General features: G+C 43.2%; 18 protein-coding genes. 6 read left to right on the forward strand and 12 right to left on the reverse strand.

What is annotated here, in order from left to right:
* Positions 1-60 precede the first annotated feature (60 nt).
* Positions 61-3,087 carry a TonB-dependent receptor plug domain-containing protein gene (locus AC1HJP_RS18510; RefSeq protein ID WP_480363045.1) on the reverse strand — a complete coding sequence of 1,009 codons (3,027 nt, stop codon included), beginning with the start codon at positions 3,085-3,087 and terminating at the stop codon, positions 61-63.
* A gap of 329 nt (positions 3,088-3,416) precedes the next feature.
* Between AC1HJP_RS18510 and AC1HJP_RS18515 the strand changes: the two genes are divergently transcribed.
* On the forward strand, positions 3,417-5,501 hold the full coding sequence (locus AC1HJP_RS18515; RefSeq protein WP_480363046.1) for a winged helix-turn-helix domain-containing protein: 2,085 nt from the start codon (positions 3,417-3,419) through the stop codon (positions 5,499-5,501).
* A gap of 49 nt (positions 5,502-5,550) precedes the next feature.
* Here the strand turns inward: AC1HJP_RS18515 and AC1HJP_RS18520 are convergent, their stop codons facing one another.
* The 5 genes from AC1HJP_RS18520 to AC1HJP_RS18540 form a co-directional block, all read right to left on the reverse strand.
* Entirely contained in the window at positions 5,551-5,775 is a 225-nt protein-coding gene (locus AC1HJP_RS18520; protein ID WP_480363047.1) for a hypothetical protein, read from the reverse strand.
* Positions 5,776-5,833: 58 nt separating this feature from the next.
* Positions 5,834-7,156 (reverse strand): trypsin-like serine protease, encoded by a 1,323-nt coding sequence (locus AC1HJP_RS18525; protein ID WP_480363048.1) that lies wholly within the window; start codon positions 7,154-7,156, stop codon positions 5,834-5,836.
* Positions 7,157-7,435: 279 nt separating this feature from the next.
* Positions 7,436-7,660 (reverse strand): EF-hand domain-containing protein, encoded by a 225-nt coding sequence (locus tag AC1HJP_RS18530; RefSeq protein ID WP_480363049.1) that lies wholly within the window; start codon positions 7,658-7,660, stop codon positions 7,436-7,438.
* 20 nt (positions 7,661-7,680) lie between these two features.
* On the reverse strand, positions 7,681-7,902 hold the full coding sequence (locus AC1HJP_RS18535; protein ID WP_480363050.1) for a crotonobetainyl-CoA--carnitine CoA-transferase: 222 nt from the start codon (positions 7,900-7,902) through the stop codon (positions 7,681-7,683).
* 54 nt (positions 7,903-7,956) lie between these two features.
* On the reverse strand, positions 7,957-8,187 hold the full coding sequence (locus AC1HJP_RS18540; protein WP_480363051.1) for an EF-hand domain-containing protein: 231 nt from the start codon (positions 8,185-8,187) through the stop codon (positions 7,957-7,959).
* Positions 8,188-8,453: 266 nt separating this feature from the next.
* Between AC1HJP_RS18540 and AC1HJP_RS18545 the strand changes: the two genes are divergently transcribed.
* From AC1HJP_RS18545 to AC1HJP_RS18555, 3 genes are read left to right on the forward strand one after another with little or no spacing between them, the layout of a single operon-like run.
* Positions 8,454-9,884, forward strand: coding sequence for a sensor histidine kinase (locus AC1HJP_RS18545; protein ID WP_480363052.1), 1,431 nt, complete (start codon positions 8,454-8,456; stop codon positions 9,882-9,884).
* Position 9,885: 1 nt separating this feature from the next.
* On the forward strand, positions 9,886-10,395 hold the full coding sequence (locus AC1HJP_RS18550; RefSeq protein ID WP_480363053.1) for a hypothetical protein: 510 nt from the start codon (positions 9,886-9,888) through the stop codon (positions 10,393-10,395).
* A gap of 3 nt (positions 10,396-10,398) precedes the next feature.
* On the forward strand, positions 10,399-11,709 hold the full coding sequence (locus AC1HJP_RS18555; RefSeq protein ID WP_480363072.1) for a sigma-54-dependent transcriptional regulator: 1,311 nt from the start codon (positions 10,399-10,401) through the stop codon (positions 11,707-11,709).
* 57 nt (positions 11,710-11,766) lie between these two features.
* On the opposite strand, the gene AC1HJP_RS18560 is transcribed toward AC1HJP_RS18555, so the two are convergent.
* The 3 genes from AC1HJP_RS18560 to ahpC all read right to left on the reverse strand — a co-directional run bounded on the left by AC1HJP_RS18560 (position 11,767) and on the right by ahpC (position 15,056).
* Entirely contained in the window at positions 11,767-12,420 is a 654-nt protein-coding gene (locus tag AC1HJP_RS18560; RefSeq protein ID WP_480363054.1) for an XRE family transcriptional regulator, read from the reverse strand.
* A 357-nt stretch (positions 12,421-12,777) separates the two neighbouring features.
* The gene (gene ahpF, locus AC1HJP_RS18565) at positions 12,778-14,355 is read right to left on the reverse strand and encodes an alkyl hydroperoxide reductase subunit F (protein ID WP_480363055.1); all 1,578 of its coding nucleotides are present in this window, start codon (positions 14,353-14,355) and stop codon (positions 12,778-12,780) included.
* A 131-nt stretch (positions 14,356-14,486) separates the two neighbouring features.
* Complete coding sequence (ahpC, locus tag AC1HJP_RS18570; RefSeq protein WP_480363056.1) at positions 14,487-15,056, reverse strand: alkyl hydroperoxide reductase subunit C; 570 nt, start codon at positions 15,054-15,056, stop codon at positions 14,487-14,489.
* A gap of 390 nt (positions 15,057-15,446) precedes the next feature.
* On the opposite strand from ahpC, the gene AC1HJP_RS18575 reads away from it, so the two are divergent.
* Positions 15,447-16,517 carry a glycosyltransferase family 4 protein gene (locus AC1HJP_RS18575; protein ID WP_480363057.1) on the forward strand — a complete coding sequence of 357 codons (1,071 nt, stop codon included), beginning with the start codon at positions 15,447-15,449 and terminating at the stop codon, positions 16,515-16,517.
* A 41-nt stretch (positions 16,518-16,558) separates the two neighbouring features.
* Here the strand turns inward: AC1HJP_RS18575 and AC1HJP_RS18580 are convergent, their stop codons facing one another.
* The 3 genes from AC1HJP_RS18580 to AC1HJP_RS18590 are packed head-to-tail and all read right to left on the reverse strand — an operon-like array spanning position 16,559 to position 20,389.
* Positions 16,559-17,578, reverse strand: a complete 1,020-nt coding sequence (locus tag AC1HJP_RS18580; RefSeq protein WP_480363058.1) for a metal-dependent hydrolase — start codon at positions 17,576-17,578, stop codon at positions 16,559-16,561.
* A 59-nt stretch (positions 17,579-17,637) separates the two neighbouring features.
* Complete coding sequence (locus AC1HJP_RS18585; RefSeq protein WP_480363059.1) at positions 17,638-18,993, reverse strand: sigma-54-dependent transcriptional regulator; 1,356 nt, start codon at positions 18,991-18,993, stop codon at positions 17,638-17,640.
* Entirely contained in the window at positions 18,986-20,389 is a 1,404-nt protein-coding gene (locus AC1HJP_RS18590; RefSeq protein ID WP_480363060.1) for an ATP-binding protein, read from the reverse strand. Before AC1HJP_RS18590 ends, AC1HJP_RS18585 begins: the two co-directional genes overlap by 8 nt.
* A gap of 323 nt (positions 20,390-20,712) precedes the next feature.
* Here AC1HJP_RS18590 and AC1HJP_RS18595 point away from each other — a divergent pair, with 323 nt between their 5' ends.
* Positions 20,713-21,315 (forward strand): hypothetical protein, encoded by a 603-nt coding sequence (locus AC1HJP_RS18595; protein ID WP_480363061.1) that lies wholly within the window; start codon positions 20,713-20,715, stop codon positions 21,313-21,315.
* Positions 21,316-21,340: the final 25 nt, after the last annotated feature.

Here is a 21,340-nt window from a genome sequence, read left to right on the forward strand (position 1 = left end):
GAAGCAGCCTTGAACACACGCACTTTGAGGCGATCAAGGCTGCTGTTCTAATGCTAAAAATTAAAACTTAATTTCTGCGCCTAAGTAGCCAAAGCGACCCATACCCGTGCCATAGCGGCTATAGAAGTTACCACGACCGCCCGGCATAAAGTCACCCTTGTCATCCAATAGGTTGTTAATACCACCAAACACGCGTAACTCTACGTCAGCTGCCAAGTCTGTATTATATGATACAGATACATCGTGACGCATATAGCTACCATAATTGTGATATGCCAGCGCTTCAGGGCTAGCGATACAACCATTGTCTTCTTCAGTTGATGCACAACGCTCAGCATTTCGCTCTAGTGCAGCGGTGTATTCTCGCTCACGGCTTAGGCTATCAGTAAATGACCCTAAATATTTCATCGCATAACGAACGCGCCACTCATCTAGACGCCAAACTACTGAGGCTGATAATTTGTCTTTTGAGCTACCATAGCCTGCATAGTCATCGGTCTCCAGGCCATCTAAACCAAGGTAAGTGGTTGAGCTTTCAAGGATATGGTTATAGTCCGCTTTAAAAGATAGGCGACCTAAGCTTTCAAAGTCGTATTTATACTCGATTGCGACATCGATACCACGGCTACTGACTTCATCAAGGTTATCTTCACGCTGTACGATTTCGGTAATGTTACCTTCATCATCACGGCTGATTTCGTTACAGAATGGATTGCTACTGCCAAACGCGGCACTTGAATCGTAACACTCTTGTAAGATGCGCTCATTAGAGATCACCGAGATAGCACCTTCAATGGCAATATCATAATAATCAACGGCAATTTGCAGATCTTCGATGGCACTTGGTGCCATAGTAAAACCAAATGTGAAGGTATCAGCTGTTTCTTCTCTTAGGTTAGCATTACCCGCATTCGGTGAGTATTTACTACCTGAGCTTGGATCGAATTCAAAGTCTGGGTCTTCAGCAAGTAAAGCCGCGAATATAGGATCTTGACGACACTTATCATGCCCCGCATTGGTCGAAGTTGCCGTTAAGCCCTCACAAATATCCGTAAAGCTGTCATAGTCACCGCGAGCAGGAGACATTAGCTCAGTGATAGTTGGAGCTCGTTGCGCACGGGCAAAGTTAGTACGAATAGTCAGATCTTCAATAGGTTGCCACAAAATGCCTAACTTATAGCTAGGCACAGTGCCTACGGCATCTATGCTGTATTTCGCTAAACGTAGTGAGGTTTCGAGAGAGAGGTTTTTCGCTAGTGGCGCATCTTTTAGTAGTGGCACATCAAATTCAGCAAAGCTCTCGTAGACATCGATTGAACCTTCAAATTGTGGCACAACGTTGAAAGTAATCCCGCCTTCGCGCATACCAATGCTGGTTTGTAAGTCTTGTTTATCTTTACGATATTCACCACCAAATACCGCCGACACGGCACCGGCTGGTAGCTCGAACAGCTCACCGGTCATGTAACCAACAATGTTAGTTTGATCAATATAGGTATTGATTTCAGGATTAACACGGATCCAGTCAGCCATCTCTGGAGTGATAGAGCCCTCACCAAATAGATTGATTGGCACACAGCCTGCTGCACGTGCTGCTTCGTCCTTACATTGAATAGTACCATCAGCAAGCTTTTCAGCATTTAGGGCATGGCTTAGTTTACGCACATCAAGTTCATTATAGCGTAATTGCTCTTGATGGAATTTACCTAGGCCGACTGACACATCCCAATCCCACTCTCCGTCGAATGCTGTGCCTTTCAAGCCAGCCCATGAACGTATGGTGGTACGTGTGTTATCGGTGGCAATATTACCCACTTCATTGAAGCGTCGGTCCCAATAAATACGGTCTTTGTATGGTTCGCTATCAAGAATGGCTTGCGGAACAAATGGGTTATCTAGCGGAATATAACCAGGTTTAATGCGGCCTAAGCGCTCTCCTGTTTCTGGGTCATAAACAGTCTGGCTTGCACCTTCATATTCATCTTCTGGTGACTTATCGTTGAATGATTCATCGATACTGAGTTGCACCTGACCATAAAAGCTCACGTCATCGGTTAGCTCATAATCAACTTTACCTGCGATAGAAAAGCTATCGTTAGGCACTTTTAGCATCACATATTGACGTGTATTGATACCGTAAATCTCTTCGTTGTCTTTCCAGTCGTCTCGCAATGTTTGGCCGTCATACCAAAATTGTTTGTCGTTGCGTGAATTTTCTAAGAATACGCCACCTGGAATACCGTCGCTCTTGCTTACCCAATCAGCCTGAGTGATGTCACGCATACACTGGTAACCTGTTGCGGTCTGCATCTGGTTACACATTTCGCTTTCACTGTAGCGGTATGCATCTTCAATTTGAGCACGGTCACGGTCAAAGAAGCTCATACCAAATTGGCGATCCCAGTTTGCACTGACAAAAGCATAGCCACGGCCATCATCAAAAGTACTACCAAAATCAAAATCTAGCGTGAACTCTTTACCGCCGCCATCAAATGACTCACCGGTACGCGCCTTAAATGTTGCACCTTCTTTGTCAGTTTGTGTGATGATATTTACTACACCGGCAACCGCATCGGCACCATAAGTTGCTGATGCACCGCCACTGATCACCTCAATACGTTGCACCATGCCACTTGGAATAGTACTTAAGCTGACCACGTTACCACTGTAACTGTTCGATACGACACGTCGGCCATCGATTAGGGTAAGTGTTCGGTCAGAGCCTAAGCCACGCAGGCTGATAGACGAGATACCAGTTGACGCTACACTCGATTGGCTGGTGGTGTTACTAATAGAGGCATTAATTGAAGGAATATTATCGACGAGGATTTCAGACAGAGAGCCTAAGCCAGTATCTGAAATTGCATCTTTATTCATAGTCACCAGCGGTGTGGCGACACTAAAACTATCTCGTTTAATACGTGAACCGGTGACGACAATTTTCTCAACTTTCTCTTCTTCTTGTTCTATTGTCGTTTGGTTTTGTTTTACTTTTACGGCATCTAAATCATTTTGCTGTGCATGGGTGCTGAATACGGCACCAAATAGGGCGGCTTGCACGGCAACGCAAAGTTGCTTCTTGTTCATGGTTGTTCCCGTTTTGATGAGTTAACTTGTTAAAGTGATGTCTGTTTTTGTGTTGTGTTTCTTATACCTTGATGATCAAGGACACATGAGACTTGATAAATTGCCGGTCTAACTCAACCTCGGGAACATCCGATTTATCTCTTTTTTATATCTTTTCATTAACTATCAGTGCTTTGTGAATTATTAAGTAAAATTATTTGTTGCAATTAAATGCCATTTGCTACTCCCTGTTTTTTATAAATAAGGTAAGATAAAACTATTCATCCGCACTGAATAAGTATGAATAAAAGTAGCGGCTGTAAGTAAAGTGGTTAAGTAGAGCGAAGAGCATGCAGTATGAAAAGTCGTTTCAGTTGGGTCCATATCAGGTGTTTATTGATGAACACTTGGTGATGCTGAATGGCGAAAAGGTAGCGGCTCAACCGAAAGTGATGGAGCTATTACAAGTTCTAGTACAACGATACCCTGAAGTTGTGAGCCGCAATGAGCTGATTGAAGGCGTTTGGCAAGGTAATGAAATCATTGGTGAAAAAGCGCTCACCAACACGATTTGGCAGCTTAGGCAATTATTTGCTCATCCAAGTGCGCCCCTTGATGTTGTCGAAACGATCCGTAAAAAGGGCTATAAGCTAACACTAGCACCTGAGTCCTTGACCTTACCCTCGGAAACAACTAAGTCAAAGCATGCAGTTGAAAAACAGCCTTACAAGTATCAAGTTGCTTTTGGCTTAGTGTGCTTAATGATGGTTTTAGTGGCTTGGTTCCTCTTAAACCCTCCTATTGAAGCGCCTGCAAAGTCAGCCTCTCTAATAGATGAAATCACTAAAATGCCGGGCAGTGAATTGCGGCCGAGCCCTTCTCCAGACGGAAAACAGTTGGCGTTTATTTGGCAGCAAGGACAAGACAGTCAGCTTTATTTAAAAGACTTAACCCACCCCAATGTGCCCATTACGCAGCTGACCTTTTCAGATAAAAGACCTTGGAAAGCAGTCTGGAGCCCCGATCAACAATATTTATTTTTTGCCCAGAAAAGCAGTCAAGCATGTGAAATTGTTCGGCTCTCTTTAGCTGACTTAGAGCAGTTGGTTTTGACCAGTTGCCCAACAGATTCAGGCTATAACTACATTGCGATCAGTCCAGACGGTAAAACGTTGGCGTTTAATGGCAAAGCGCCTTTGGCGTCGCAAGATGGCATCTATTTACTCGATTTAAGCCAAGATGACGCAACACCTGAGCGATTGAGCTGTGATAGTGAATGCGACCTGAGAGATCGAGATGTGGCCTTTTCACCCGATGGGCAGTATTTAGCGATCACACAGCGTAAAAGCACGTCACAAGAGCGCTTAAGCCTTTATCACCTTAGCAAAAAGCAGTTTCAAGTGCTGGACTCAAGTCATGCAGACATTGTTGGTATGAGCTTTCATCCGAATGGTCAATACCTGGTATATGGTGCACAGTCTGCGGATAAACGTCGTGGCTATGTCGTTGACTTAGAGACTAAAGTGCAAACCAAGTTGACTCCGAGGGGGTTTAGTTATCCTCATTTTGATGAAGTCGGGAACTTGTATTACCAAAAACGTCGAGAAAATTATTTTATCGCCAGTTTTGCATTAGACAGTGAAGTAATGTCTATGCCATCGCCGCTGATTGAATCTCACTATTCAAACCAGTATCCGTCTTTATCGCGTGCGCATGACAAGCTGGCATTTTTATCAAATGAATCTGGGTATTATGAGCTATGGCTGGCGAACTTAGATGGCACGGGACGAGAACAAATCACCCAGTTACATCGTAACCTACGCTACCCAAGTTGGTCTTTGCACGGTGATAAACTACTCGTCGTGAGTTCAGATGAGGCCGATGGCCACGATAAGCTCTATGTGTTCGATTATGGATCGAAGCAATTACGCCGTCTTGATTTATCTTTTGGCAAAATAGGCCGACCGTTTTGGCATGGTAATGGGCAAGATATTGTTATTCGCCAATCAACGGATGATGGATGGCAACTTTTTCGCTTAAATGCTGAAACCATGGCACTTTCAGCCCTGTTAACTAAACCAGCCCGATCCGGCCAGTATATATCTGAGCATGAACTGCTGTTTGTAAATGGTAAAGGCTTATGGATAAAGCAAGGTGAGAAGCAGGCGCTGTTAATTGCAAAAGCGCAATTTAATACCCGATATGCTTGGTTAGCGACGCAAGAAAAGGTTTTCTATAAACACTTAGGTGATGACTATAACTTTATTCATGCTTATGATTTGCAGAGCAAAACTACTGAGAAGTTATTGCGATTGCCTAAATCAAGCTTTAGTAAAGCGGCTCCGTTTGTCTTTGATGAGACAACACAATCGCTGCTATTTACTCAGAGTTTAACGCCGCAATCAGACATCAATCGTCTAACCAAATTAAAGTAAAAGCACACAGTCAATTGAGTGTGTGCTTGGCGTTTAAACAGGCTTTAACTTACTTGCACATGCCTTGTTTACATTGATCCAAAAAGTGTTGATAAACGCCTTGGCTGGTTGCACACGCTGATCCACCGCCAGTACGAGCACAAAAACGGCCCTGCTCTTGTTTGGCCCAGTATTCACAATAACTCTGGCAGTCAAAATAGGCTGCTGCACCTACAGACGTTGTAGCGGCAAAGCTTAATGCCGCTACTGCGACGAGTTTCATCATTTTAGACATGGTATTTCCTTGTTTTAATGAACGATAAAAAGGGGGCTTCTCCCCCCATTAATGTGATTTATTGCTGACAGTTAGGATCGTTACCGATCAGTTGCCAAACTTGTGAAGAACCTGGTTTTTCATCTAGCGTCCACCACTTCGCTTCGTACACTTTACCGTTATAAGTTACACGGTCAGGTTTACGATAAACGGTATTGGCATCCCATGAGCCTGCACATACTGGAATGTCAGCTGCTTTTGCAGAAATAGATCCTGAGTGATTGGTGTTGCTGCCTGCTTGTGTAAATTCAAAGGTCACGCCAGCAGTACCAGACTGAGTGGCTGTGAATTCAACATTAACACTACAGTTACCATTCTGGCTCAGTGTGCGGTTGCTACAAGTATCAGAAGTCACAACCAGACCACTTGTTACACCACTGCCGCGCACTGTAACCGTATTAAGTGCAGCTGCCTCACTGCCTGTATTGCTGATGTTAAAGCGGTGCGAAACAACTTCATATAATGTAAAGTCAGCTAAGGCTTGGTTTTGCTTATAAACTAGGTTTGAGCCGCCGCCAGCAGATTTAATTTCGTCGATCCAACCACTCAGTGCTGCCACATCGGCATAGACACCGTATTTACTTGGGCGTGCACAGCCTATACCCCAACTTACTGTACCTAGCTGTACAATCTCACCGCCACGGTTGATCACGATAGGGCCGCCACTGTCACCACTACATGAATCTTTTTGACCTTGCGGGTAGCCAGCACAAAACGCGACGCTTCCTACATTTGCATAGTTACCACCTGATTGATTACAGACAGCATCAGAGACTAGAGGCACGTCGACTTCTTGAATGAATGAAGGACGGCTACCGCCTTCTGATAAACGGCCTAACCCGGCAACAGATAATAAGTCACCGCTGCGGGCGTATTGGCTTAGAGAGCCTGAAGCGAGACGCACTGCTTGGCCTTGTGTTGGCGTGCGCTCAAGTTTTAATAGTGCGATGTCATAGTTCAATGTGCTGCGGTTATATTGTGGGTGCACGTATTTTTCAATAACGCCAATGCGGTCGCCATCTGTGCCACCGAGTCTAAAACCGGCTACTTTTACATCAATAAAGCGGGCTGCTTTACTGCTGACACAGTGAGCGGCAGTCAGAACATAGCCATCACCAATGTAACTACCACCACAAAAAGCAGTCGTACCATTTGAGTTCAAGATTTGAGTATAGAACTGCCAATTCGCAGTGTTTGCAGGACCACCACCAACAATTTGAGGGGTGATTTCAGCACCATCTTGCTCAGGAATAAATGGCAAGGTGTCGCTTTGTGCTTGGGCTGCAAATGCACTTGAAAGCGCAATCGCTAAACTTGTTGTTAATAGGTTAAGTTTTTTCACAACGGATGTCCTTGTTGTTTTTTTAATCGAGTGGTGATTATGGGTACTGGTGAGTTAAATGCAAATAAAATGTTAATGATTATTTTTCATGTTGGTGTGGAGCTGAGTTGTAAGTTCATAAATGCTGAGGTTTGATGGTTGTTATTAAAAATAATTATTAAGAGGTCTGATTTCTATGCGTTTACAGTCTGGTAACTTATAAGGTTTTCAATTATTTCTACATCCATGTAGAGGGAGAATCCTTTGAGCTATTTTGCGTATTGGAATGGCTGAACCCAATTACTTTTCAGAATCGAGTGCCTTAAACTCTTTTTGCGAAATCTTACCGTCGCTATCAGCATCTAGGCGGTCAAAAAGTTGCGTTAAGGTGTTTGATACTTTTGCTTCTTTTTGACTGATATAGCCATCACTATCTGTATCAAAGTCACTGAAAGAAGCGGCGAATGCTTGTGCACTGATTAAAGTTGCAGCAGCGATAATAGATAAATTAATCATAGTTTTCATAGTCTTGATCCTTAATGTGATTATTGCTTAAAGTTTTTAAATTCAGCTTCAGAAAGCTCGCCGTTTTTGTTCTCATCAAGTTGATAGAACTGAGCAGCCACTTTTGGAACCGCCTTCGCTTCAGTTTGCGAAATAACGCCATCTTTGTTGGCATCGACGCTTGAGAATTGCACGTCGCTTGCAAGTGCAAAGGCGCTGATGAAAAGTGAAGTTGTCATAAGTAATGTTTTTGAAAGCGTCATAATGAGCTCCTAATTTTTAAAAATGTAAGAAAAGGGTGATAAAGCTAAAGTGAATTAGTCTTCAAATTTACCGAACTCAGCTTTACTCAGCTCACCGTTACCATCGCTATCTAATTTCTTGAACTGGTCGTTGAGGCGCGGATCTGCACTCGCTTCAGTTTTGCTGATGCTGCCATTACCATCTTTGTCGAACTGCTCAAAAGTGGTTGTCGCTAATGCACTGAAGCTGCTACCTACTAATGCGATGCTCGTTACAAGTAGTGCTGAATTAATATGCTTTTTCATCTTCATTTCCTTCTTTTGGACCACCTCGTTATTGAGTGTGGTGTTCGTCAATGTCGAAGTAGATAACTCAAAAACGGTGCCAAAAATAAAAAGTTTATAACTATCAGTTGCTTATGTTTTTTGGTGGGGTTTTATTCAGAAATGATTCAGTTGCTGTGTTGCTAAATAGCAACAGTTAAACGAGTTGGCTTTTTATTTGTCATTTAAAATCATATGTTTAGCTTGTTGCTTTTTAGCGACAAGTGAACTTTCGAAGGACGAGCACAGTGGCTGCAGGGTTAAAAACTAAGATCAGAGCGTGGCGCGTAATTTTAAAAAAATTAAAAATTTCTAGCTCTTTTGTACACCAGGCTGTTTTCGCGGTTGTTGTTTCGACTTTACCGCTGATTGCGTTGACCTTGTGGTTCTCTTCTTCTCTGCAGCAGTCTTCTTCACAAATGCGTGACTTTTACAAGCTATCTCAACAGGTTGAGCGGGATTTTAAGGCCGTTTCACAAGCCCTAAAAGCGCTGCAAGACGCCGAGCAAAATAATCAAATATTACAAGACAGTCAGTTAACTCAAACTCTCGAAAATAAGTGGTTTGAAGTTGAAAATATGGCCGTGGCATTAAAAAAATATGCCCGCTCAGAAGGCTTTGTTGCTGATTTGCAACAGCTTCAACAGACCATGCAATTGCACGCTAAATCAGACGATACATTTGCAAGAATTTGGCGAGATTATTATCAACTAACCGATACGCTAAAGGCAGATTTAGAGCAAACGCAACAGCAACTCGATGAACATATTGCTCAGCAGCAATGGTTGTTTTTTATTGGATTGAGTGTATTGGTGCCCTTGTTGGCAGCGGTGAGTATTCGTTTGTTAGTAAAAATTCGCAGCAAGTTATCGGCCATAGAAAAAGCCACTGATCAGCTAGGGGTCGGTGAATGGGAAAAACCTATCGCATTATCGGGCAGTGCCGAGTTGGCTAAATTAGGCGCGCGCTTAAACTGGTTAAGATTGAGTTTAAAAAGCCAACATGAAGAGCAAGATACCTTTTTGCGTCATGTCAGTCATGAGCTTAAAACCCCCCTTGCGTCCATGGTCGAAGGTACATCATTACTCAACGAGCAAGTGCTCGGGGCATTAAATGCGCAGCAAACTAGGGTGTTATCAATCATGGACAAAAGCGCTATGCAGCTTAAAGCGCTGATTGAAGATTTATTGTTATTTAGCGGTACCGCTAAGCTCACTCAACTAGAACAAAACAAACCCTGCGGCGAGTTAAAAGCTGAGCTGCAACTGTATTTTGCTGATTTACCCATGGCACAACATAAGCAACTGAGTTGGCAATTAGACGATTTAGAACAATTAAGTGTGCCGTTTTTACCTTGCAAACTGGCACTGACACAAGTGATCAGCAATGCTCTGCGATTTGCTAAACATCATGTTGAAGTGTGTTTTAGCAAAGCTGCGGACGGTTATCAGTTTGTGGTAACCGATGACGGGCAGGGTTTTAATGAAGAGGCGGCAAGTCGAGCACTTGAACCATTTTATAAAGGCGCTGATCAGCAACACAACAACGAGGCACATATGCACAGTGGTTTAGGTTTATCAATTGCACATGAATGCTGTAAAGCGATGTCAGGTGCGCTGATCATTCGCGCTCAACAAGGTGGTCATGTCACCATTAAATTTGGCCTAGGAGCGGCTTAATATGAAACGATTAGTTTGGTTTATTTGTCCTTGGTTACTGACCGGTTGCGTACTGAGTAGTGATCCAAGTCCCATTGAGCCTACAGTGCCAGTGGTGCAACTGCCTAGTTATGCGCCCGTATCGGTATTGATGTCTTGGTACTTAGTAGCTTGTGAGAAGCAGTCCTTTCAGCAAAACGACAGTTATTTGCATGAATCGTATTTACATGACTTTTTTAAACGTTATTGCCGAGCAAAAAGTAGCGCGAGCCGTTTAGCTGCGCTAAAGCGGGTGCAAAAACAAGCACCTTGGCCAGAATCGTATCAACATTTTTTTTCGTTGCTGAAAAGAGAAAACCAACACACTCAAAAGCTTGCTGGCGCATTGCATGTGCAGCAAAAAGCCGTAAAACGCTTAACCGCAGAATTGAACGAAGTAACGACTCAATTAGATACCTTAAAAGCACAGCTCGCGCAGTTGCAACGCAAGCGTTTAGAGCAAAGCCTGCAACCCTTAAACGATGAGGAGTAGATGATGGCGAATACAAATTTATTGATTGTTGACGATGATGTGCACTTTGCAGAGTTGCTGTCATTGCGCTTAGAAAGCTTAGGGTATCAAGTGCATTTAGCGCATCGCGCCACCCTTGCTCTGTCTATTTTGCAAAAGCACGCCATTGATGTGGTGCTCACCGATCTGCGTATGGAGCACATGGATGGGCTGGCACTATTTAATGAAGTCAATAAACGCTTTAGTGCCTTACCTGTGATCATCATGACCGCCCATGGCTCAATTGAAGAAGCGATTAAAGCGACCGAATCGGGCGTATCGGGTTTTTTAACTAAGCCAATCGACATCGCAGCGTTAGAGCGCTTATTAGACGGGGTGTTAGAGCGGCGTTCAAGTGCTGAGAAAAAGGTCGGTGAGTTTCATGGGTTATTCTATGAAAGTGATTTAATGCACACGCTAGCCTATAAGTTAGAGGCGATTTCTCGCAGTCAGGCCAATATATTAATTCAAGGTGAAAGTGGCACGGGTAAAGAAGTCACCGCTCAGGCAATTCATAAAGCCAGTGCAGTGAGTGAGGGCCCGTTTATCGCCATTAACTGTGGCGCGATGCCCGCTAATTTATTGGAGTCAGAATTGTTCGGTCATCAAAAAGGGGCTTTCACTGGCGCCACCAAAGATAAGGTGGGTTTGGCACAATTGGCTGATAATGGCACCTTATTTCTAGATGAAATTGCCGATATGCCGTTGGATCTGCAAGTGAAGCTTTTACGTGTATTACAAGAGCGCAAGATCAGACCGGTTGGTGCAGAGTTCGAAATTCCCATAAATGTGCGAATTTTAAGTGCCAGCCACAAAGATTTAAAAAAAGCGGTAGAAGCAGGCACATTTCGTGAAGATTTATATTATCGCCTTAATGTTATTTCTATTACCTTACCAAGTTTAAAAGAGCGACCTGAAGATATTCCTCTGTTGGCAAATCACTTTTTGGCAAAGTTTGCCGACAAGTCATTTAGCCGCGATGCGATAGCCAGATTAGTGCAATACCCTTGGCCGGGTAATATTCGACAATTACATAATGTGGTTGAATACGCGGTGGCGCTTACGCCGGGTAAGCTTATTTCGCTGCAAACGATCAATGAGGCGTTACCCGAAGAAATAGACGCCCCATTTATTGGTTTAAACGAAGCAAAAGTGCAGTTTGAGTACGAGTATTTGCAAAAAGCACTCGCGATCACTCGAGGCAATGTGGCTGAGGCCGCAAAAATTGCCAAGCGCAATCGTTCTGATTTTTATAAATTACTTAAAAAGCACAACATAGAGCCAAGCGCGGTTTGAGTAAGTCGCCTGTCAGGAAAAGCCGAATTGCAGCTCAGCAGTTCGGCTTGCTTGTCGTTATAGACTGCGGCCACACCAGACGATGCGACCCGCCACGCCGTGTTGCTCGGCGTTCTGACTATCTATTTGCCAGCTTGGGTAGGCGTCGTTATCTGACACCACAGCAATATGATCTGATTTTTGCTTTAAACGCTTTGCCATTAAACCATCTTGGGTTTGGATCACATACACACCCTCACGACTGACTTGTTGTTGGCTTAAATCAACCAGCACCATGTCGCCATGCTCAAGGGTTGGCAGCATACTGTCACCGCGAATAGACACGAATGCCAAACGGTCACTGTGCACACCAAGTTGTGAGCTTAACCAGCGCTTATTTAGCGCAAATTGCTCAGTGACATCTTCGCTGCCGCCCATGCTACCAAAACCGGCACTGGCCTCAACGTCGAGCTGTGGCACCATTAATAGCTCATCTTGGCTTGATGAAAATGGTTTGTCGATGGGTTGCTCGCCAGTTAATAGCCAATTTAAGTCGATACTAAATAGGCCATACAGGTGTTCAAGATAGGTCATTGAAGGGCGACTCAAACCACGACAAATACGATAAATATGCGAAGGTGACTTGCCTGTTAAAATGGCAAATTGGCGTTTGTTTCCGCCAGCAAATTGCTCAACCAGCTCCATAAAACGACGAGAAAAAGCCGTGCTCATAATACATCACCTCAACATCTTTAATTTGGCCGCACAGCATAATCTCTGGCCTTACACTTGTATAGCCAAGTGCAGTGCAAATGCGGAATAAGTAGACAGGTTTGGGTTAATAATAAAGAAAGCGGCCTGAAACCGAGGTTAAAGGCCGCTTTGACTTGCTGGGTGTATTTACCCTTCCTTCTTGAAGAGTCAGCAGCGTTACCTACTCTCACTTACTGGGACGCCAGTCCGACCCAATCACTTAGCCTACTAAGCTCAAGGGGATAAGTTCGATTGCCGCCTTGCTGTCTCACCAATTAGTTTGGGTAGCGCAAGTATTAGGAGTAAATCGTTGCTTTTGTGTAGCTATTTAGTTTATTACGCTGCGCTTGCTTCGGTTTGTGATTCATCGCTGTGGCGAATAAGGTAATCAAAAGCCCCTAAGCTGGCGGTTGCCCCTGAACCCATGGCGATAATGATTTGCTTAAAGGCAGAGTCAGTCACATCGCCCGCAGCATACACACCGCTCATGCTGGTGGCGCCGTGTTTATCGACTTCAATTTCACCAAATCGGCTTAGTTGTACGTCGGTCTCTTTTAAGAATTCACTGTTCGGGATTAAGCCGATTTGTACAAAAATACCCGCTAAATCTACTTGGTGTTGCTCACCCGATACGCGGTCGGTGTAGCTTAACCCTGTTACACGTTGACCATCGCCAAGCACTTCGGTGGTTTGGGCATTCTTGATGATGGTGATATTTGGCAAGCTGTTGGCTTTGCGAATAAGCACCTCGTCAGCACGTAATGTGTCGGCAAATTCTAATACAGTGACGTGCGAAGTAATGTTGGCAAGGTCAATTGCCGCTTCAATACCTGAGTTACCGCCGCCGATCACCGCAACTGGTTTGCCTTTAAATAATGGGCCGTCACAGTGTGGGCAGTAAGCAACGCCTTTGCCTTTGTATTCTTGCTCGCCTGGTACATTCATGTTTCTCCAGCGTGCACCCGTTGCCATTATCACTGACTTCGCTTTTAACGTCGCTCCTGATTCAAGGGGTACTTCGATGTAGTCTCCGCGAGAAATACCCGCAGCGCGTTGGCCTTTCATAATATCGACATCGTATTCTTTAACGTGTTCTTCAAGTTGTGCAACCAGCTTTGGCCCTTCAGTGGCTTTAACTGAAATAAAGTTCTCAATGGCGAGGGTATCGGCAACTTGGCCACCAAAACGCTCGGCGACGACACCGGTATTTAAACCTTTACGTGCGGCATAAATGGCTGCCGATGCACCTGCAGGGCCACCACCGACAACCAGTACGTCGAATGGGTCTTTTTCATTGAGCTTCTCGGCTTGTTTAGCCGCCGCGCCAGTGTCTAGTTTATTGAGAATATCGCTCAGTGATACCGCGCCTTGTGAGAATTGCTCACCGTTTAAAAATACACTCGGTACAGCCATGATGTTGCGTGCGTTGACTTCATCTTGGAACAGTGCGCCGTCGATCATGGTCGCTTTAATATTGCTGTTTCTGGCCGCCATCGTATTCAGTGCTTGAACCACTTGTGGACATGTTTGGCAGCTCAGAGATATATAGATTTCAAAGTTTAATGGCTCAGTAATGCCATCAATGATGCTAAGCTCATCTTCAGAGGCTTTGCTTGGGTGTCCACCTGTTTGTAACAGTGCCAATACCAATGAGGTAAACTCATGACCCATAGGAATGCCCGCAAAATCGATGTGTGTATTACGCTTAAGTGAGCGCACAGACATGTTCGGTGCACGGGTCGCATCACTTTGTTCTGACACTGTGATATGTGTGCTTAATGAACTTAAATCGTTTGCTAAGCTTTTTAATTCGTTTGATTTGTTGCTGTCATCTAGGGCAAGCACTAGCTCGATAGGATCGGTAATGGCAGCAAAGTGGCTTTGTAATTGCGTTTTAATGTTTTGGTCTAGCATGGTGATTGTCCTATTTATTTTTGCTTATTAAAGGCTGTTGCTGTAACAGCCTTTAACTGACTCAGTGAATATCCTAGAGATTTCGTGCTGCACGCAGCCAAGGCTGGTGCAGTGCGAAAGATGACGGATAGTTAGATTTTGCCAACTAGGTCTAGTGACGGCGCTAATGTCTCTTCGCCTGGCTGCCAAGAAGCAGGACATACTTCACCATCGTGGCTTGCAATGTACTGAGCTGCTTGTACTTTACGAACTAACTCACCCGCTGCGCGGCCAATACCTAGGTCGTGTGTTTCAACTACTTTGATTTCGCCTTCAGGGTTGATAACGAAAGTACCGCGAAGTGCTAAACCTTCTTCTTCAATCATTACACCGAAGTTGCGTGTAATACGACCTGTTGGGTCACCAATCATTGGGAATTGGATTTTCTTAATTGTGTCTGACGCATCGTGCCAAGCTTTGTGCGTGAAATGTGTGTCAGTTGATACTGAGTAAACTTCAACGCCCATGTCTTGAAGCTTTGCGTAATGGTCAGCAAGGTCACCTAGCTCAGTCGGACATACAAATGTGAAGTCAGCTGGGTAGAAGAATACAATTGACCATTTACCTAGTAGGTCTTTTTCACTTACTTCAACGAAGTCGCCATTGTGGTAAGCCGTTGCATTGAATGGTTTGATTTGTGTGTTGATCAATGAAGTAGTCATAATGTTTACTCTCTTAGTTAGTTTGTATTTACATCGTTTGGGGCATCCTGTTGCTGTGCCCCTTTGCTTGGTAACTAAGATAGTGGGTTTGACTCATTAAATAAAATGGATTGTTTTGATTGTTTCAATCGATTTTTGTGAACGCGGTTTGGAATGCTATATGCGTCATTAACTTAAAGCTTTGAGTTTAAACTGATCAGAAAGAACGTATTGGTTTTCTTGATTTAATAAGGTGGGATATACTCCTTTTACTTGATTACTTGGCGCTGAAATGAAAACACAATAGCGATGAAAGTATTGTGTTTAGCTTTGAGGCCTAATTTCATTATTTTGCCAAAGTAACATGGCGTATAGCCTAGATGTCATCAACGTGAGGAAGCTCTGTCTACCATGAAAAAACGAAACATATTGCTGATTACGAAAAACTTTCATATGGGTGGTGCAGAGGTTCATGTGTGTGATCTCGCAAATCAGCTAGCAGAATGTGGACATCATGTTGTTCTGATATCAAACGCGGGGGGGCAAACTGAGCATCTGGTGCCTCAAGTGAAACATTATGCGCTAAAAGTGAATGATATTAATTATTTGAAAAACTTATTTTTTATTAAAAAGATAATCAAAGAGCAGAAAATTGACATCGTTCACGGTCATCAAAGGTTAGGTATTTCACTCGCTGTTATAGCATCAAAGCTAACAGGCACACCGAATGTTGCAACGATACATGGCCAGCTCAAATATGATATTCGTTCATTTATGATACGTCGTTGGGTTCAAAAGTTAATTTGTGTTCGCAGCAATACCTATGAGCAGACTAAGAAATATCCAAAGCTACATCAAAATTCGTCACTTATTTTAAATGGTGTACGTCCTTACTCTCTTAGCAAAAATAAAGAACCTTTGACTTTAATGTATGGAAGCCGTATCGATAAACGACACTTTGCGGTTTTAACTATGTTGATTAATGATGTCTTGCCAGAGTTATATCAACAAAATAATGATGTAAAGTTACTGGTTTTCGGTGAAGGGAAGTTTTCGTCAGAATTAAAAGAGCTGATAGAACAAACTAACTCTTCATTAGGCAAGCAGGTAATTGACTTTAGAGGGTACACATCTGAGCTTGGTCTAGAATATCAGCAAGCAGGTCTTGCACTAGCTTGCGCTCGTTCCGCGATGGACGCGTTATGTAATAATACGGCTGTATTGCCTGTCAATGTTCATAATCTTGGCGAGCCAATTACAACAGAAAACTTTTCGGCCTTGATGTCAAATAACTTCGAGCCGACCACTTTTCCTGCACCTACGCCTCAAGGTTTGATCCAACAAATCTCTAAATATCTAGAAAACCCAGCATATTATCAGCAGCAAGTAGAACTTTTACAGCAAGATATTTCTGCTAACTTAACTTTGCAAGGTGCCGTTGAGAAAACACTTAAACTATATGGTTCTTTGCTTAAAGAGTAGCAATGGCTCGCTTTTAAAAATGTATTGGTGTTTCTAATTGATTACTCAGCTTTAAGTCGCGACAAATCTACATTAGGGTCTGTGATCCTATCGAATACTAGGCTTGCTCGACTAAGCGGAGGGCGATTTTGTAGCTGTCTGAAATCGCTTGGCTTAATGCTACTTTCAGACTGCTTGGCTATCTCAAAAGAAAACACATAAAAACCTTCTAAGCCCATTCTTAAATCACTAAAAACATAAGTCTGATCTTGTTGGTAAACCCCGTATAGGCCTTTGGTAAAACTTTGTAGTAAGGCAATACGTTGGTCTTCACTCAAGGTATCAAGGACATGATTTTCGGTTTTATAAAATCGAATATCTACTTCATCAACTGAATCAAAGACTGATGCATAAATCTCATAATGGCCTTGCTCAGTGGTTGCCACGGCGCGCCACAGCAGAGTATTAAATGGAGAAGGGGTACTTTCGACTTGGTTGAAAGTAATGGCTTGCTTGTCTAAAGCCTGCTTTATTTTATTGTCGATAAACCATTTTGCACTAAGGCTCCAAGTCAGATAGAGCGAACTCAATACAAGTGCGGTGGAGTTAATTTTACTTGCATAGGGTTTTGCACGAGCAAAGCACAGGGCAACAAACGCAAATAGTAAAGGCAGGCTATACATGGGGTCGATAATAAACACACTGGAAATGCCAAATGGATAATGACTCAAAGGCCAGAGTAATTGTGTGCCATATACCGTAAAGGTATCGAGCAGGGCATGGGTGCTCATGATTGAAAATATGGCAACAGACCAGCGTGTCAGCGACACAGATTTTGTCCAGTGCATTTTTGCAATGAGCCATGCAATGATTGGACTCAACAGCAATTGAATAATTAAGGAGTGGCTAAAACTGCGGTGATAAACAAAGTTTTCGACGTCACCTCCAAAGTTTATCAGTACATCTAAGTCGGGCAGGGTGCCAAATGCCGCGCCTACAAGCAATGACTTACGACCAAGTTTATTGCCTAAAGTAGCGTAGCCCACGGCACTGCCGAGTAAAATTTGCGTGACTGAATCCAAGTTGTTACTCCCAATGAACTTTGTTATTAATAGTGCTGTGGTGCGCAATACGATCTGTTTTAATTTAAATTATGCTTTTCTAGGCGATATAAAAACTGCTTGTAGCTAATCCCCAATAGTTTGGCAGCTTGGGTCTTATTGCCGCTTTCTCTGTTAAGAGTTTGCTGTAAGCAATCTTTCTCGAATTCGTCCCAATTTAACCCCTCACTTGGCAGGGTAAACAGTGCATTGGTTTGTGTGCTGTTTGCAGTATTACTTAGGTTAGTTTTTAGCTCAGTTTCATCTTGTAACAGTACAAACTGTTCTAGAGAATTGGAGAGTTGTCGCACATTGCCGGGCCAATTAAAATTGAGAAGGTGTTTTAGTAGTGTGCTACTTAGCTGAGGAGCTTCAATACCATACTGCTGACTAAAGCGTTTGAGGAAGTGCTCGATTAAGCGTGGAATATCTTCTTGTCGCTCACGCAGTGGTGGCATATGTAACGGTACCACATTTAACCGGTAGTATAAGTCTTCTCTGAATAAGTCATCTAGTACCATTTGCTGCAGGTTTTTATGGCTAGCAGCAAGCACTCGGACATCAATATTATGCTCTTTGGTATCACCTACCGGTGTCACCACACCTTCTTGTAGTAAGCGAAGCAGTTTAGTTTGTACATTGAGGCTCAGCTCTGCCACTTCATCTAAAAATATGGTGCCCTTGTTGGCTGCGGCGAATTTACCGAGTTTATCTTGGTTTGCCCCAGTGTATGAACCTTTAAGTGCACCAAATAGTTCTGATTCGGCTAAGTTCTCAGGAATAGCGCCGCAGTTAATGGCGATAAAGGGTTGTTTACTACGATTTGAAAGTTGATGAAGCGCGCGCGCAGCAAGCTCCTTACCAGTGCCGCTTTCTCCACTGATTAACACCGTGGCGCTGGTGGCACTGACTCGCTCTATACGCTGAAAGACTTTTTGCATACACGGAGCATGACCAATGATATCGACCAACTGGTTTTGCTCGCTTATTTGCGAGCTGAGTTGCTGGTTGGCAAGGCGTAACTGATTAGCCTTATTGGCTTTGGCGAGTGCCAACAATAACTCTTGGCGCTGAAACGGTTTACTCAAGTAGTCATCGGCACCGAGCTCGATGGCTTCAACGGCATGCTCAATTGAGCCATAGGCGGTGGCGACGACAATGCCTATGTGCTTTTGTTGTGCGCGGACATATTTGATTAAGTCCATGCCCGATAGATTTCCTAGCTTCCAATCGGTAAAAATGAGTTCGATGTCTGCGTGATTTTTAAGGGTGACGATGGCATCTTCAACACTAAAAGCGCTATAAACTTGATAGTTCGCGGCACTTAACATGGCGCTGATGAGTGTGTTTTGAGCCTGGTCGTCTTCAACCAACAAGATAGGCTGTGGTTTAGTCATGAACTGCTCCTTCTTCAACCGATGGCTGCGCTAATTGTAAGGTAACACGTGCGCCATTTTGTATGTTTTGAACTTTTATATCACCTTCATAGTAAAGTTCTGCTAAGCGTTTGGCTAAATACAAGCCCATGCCCGCGCCATCTGCTTTGCTGCTCACATGGGGGTCAAATAGCTGAGCAAGAATATGTTCGTCAAAACCGCCGCCATGATCTGCAACTTCCACATACAGCATACTTTCTTCACTATAGGCTTTTACTTCAATTGCTTGGGTGTTTTGATTGGCCTGTTGCGCTTCAATGGCGTTGATCAGCAAAGTATGTAACATAGCGCGGATCTCAGATTCAGAACCTTGTATAGACAAGTTGTCAGCTACTTGAATATCAAGGTCAAAATTGAGTTGGCCTACTTCGAGCTGAATATCTTGAAGTACCGCAGCAATAGGTACGATTTGTGCTCTAGAAGATTGCTGATTACTAAGTTGCAATAAGGCACTGATGCTCTTATTCAAGTGGGTAATTTTATTATCCGCAATGGTTTTTAAGTTGTCCTTGAGTTGGATGTCTTGGCTTTGCCAAAATTGCTCAAGCGTGAGGCCTAAAGTATGTAATGGGTTTCGCAGAGAATGGGCAATCGCGCGACTGAGTTCGCCGAGTTCCGCCAATTGTTTTTGTTGTTGTAATTGTTTTTCGACCTGATTGAGTTGCTCAAGCTTGTTGCTGGTGGCATTAAAGCTGTCAATGCAAGTTGCAATTTCACCCACGCCTTGTGCTGGCAGTTGAGTGCCTAGCTTACCGTTTGATAAATCATTGAAGCCTTGCTTGAGTGCAGTGATTGGTTGGGTAAGGCGATGCACAAAATACAGCATAAGCGCAATGGCAATCAGTGTTGATAAGGCGATGCTCCATAAAATGAGTGACGTAAATCGTTCAAAACTCTGGCTTTGGGTTTGATCATTATGTTCTTTCATAATGACTTGCTTTATTTTGTTTTCGTCTTCGAAATGAACAAATACCGAGTTAAGCTCATTCTGTAGCACTTCAGTTTTAATGTTTATTTGAGGTCTTACAGGTTGGGCAGGTAAGGGGCTCTCAGGTGGCTTGGGGGCACTTAATGGGGTATTGGGTTTAGGAGGTGGAGGTGGTAACGTGGGTGAATTACTAATAGTGATCTGATCAGAGATGATGACTACTTTGGGAGCATCAGTGCCAAGACCCTGTACAATGTTATTTATACCTTCTCGAGCTTTACCAATAAGTTGCTTAGTGATCACTTTAGATTGTTCAGTAATATCAGCACTGACTTGTGATTTAAAATGTAAGACCAGTAAAGTTTGGCTCACTGCAAGCAAAAGAAATATCGCCAAAATGCCTAAAATAAAATAGCGCTTAATTGTCACACCCTCTCCTAAATAGATCTTTAAGTTACCTCTACAGCACTTATTACAAGATGCATTCCAAAGTGCTAGATCGCAAGTGGTTTGTAAGTCTATGAAAATAATTAGATTAATCAGTACTTTTTGTAACTGTTAGATTTCATCAACTAAACATTCCCGATATCGGCCTTTTCATATCCTGATATCAGGATATTTTTCATTGGCTTTTCCAAGCAAAATTAGTAACGCCATGAAAATATTATAAAAAGTTACTTGGCATGCCTTTTTCAATATCTAGGTCGACATTTTATTTTAGCGTGTATAAATCGCACCATAAGGAGAAGACCATGTTTTCAACCATTAAGTATAAAAAAGTCGCCAAAGCACTTGCTGCTGTCGGTATTGTTTTTGCGGCCAGCAGTTACGCCACAGAAAAAGAAACACATCATGTGATTAAAGTTAAACAAATTCATGATGATGTAAAAGTGATGGTGAGTGAAGGGCACAACAGTGATGTTCGAGTCATTAAGCTTGATAAAGCAGATCTGAACAGTGAAGTGCTTGTTGAAAAGTTGGCTGATTTACCTGATGAAACTCGAGAGAAAGTAGAGGAAGTGCTCGAACAAATCGACCTAAATGAAAATAAAGTCACCATCTTTGCAGATAAGGTGGTTCAAAAGCTAAGTAAAGATGGCGAAGTAAACAAAGTGGTATTTGTACAGCATGATAGTGAAGACTTTACACTTCACCTGCCACCAGAGCCACCGTTACCGCCAGGTGCTCCAAAACCCGTTAAGCCAACTAAAGCGCCTAAAGTATTTAAGTTCTCGTTTGGTGCAGACGGTGAGGGCGATCATGAGTTTAAGTTGATCACGTCATTACTGAAAGAAACTAAATTAACGCCTGAGCAAATTGATGAGCTACAAACCCTTTTAAATGAAAAGTATTAACTGAGTTTGATAAAAGAAAACGGCC

The organism is Pseudoalteromonas sp. NFXS53 (assembly GCF_056629255.1).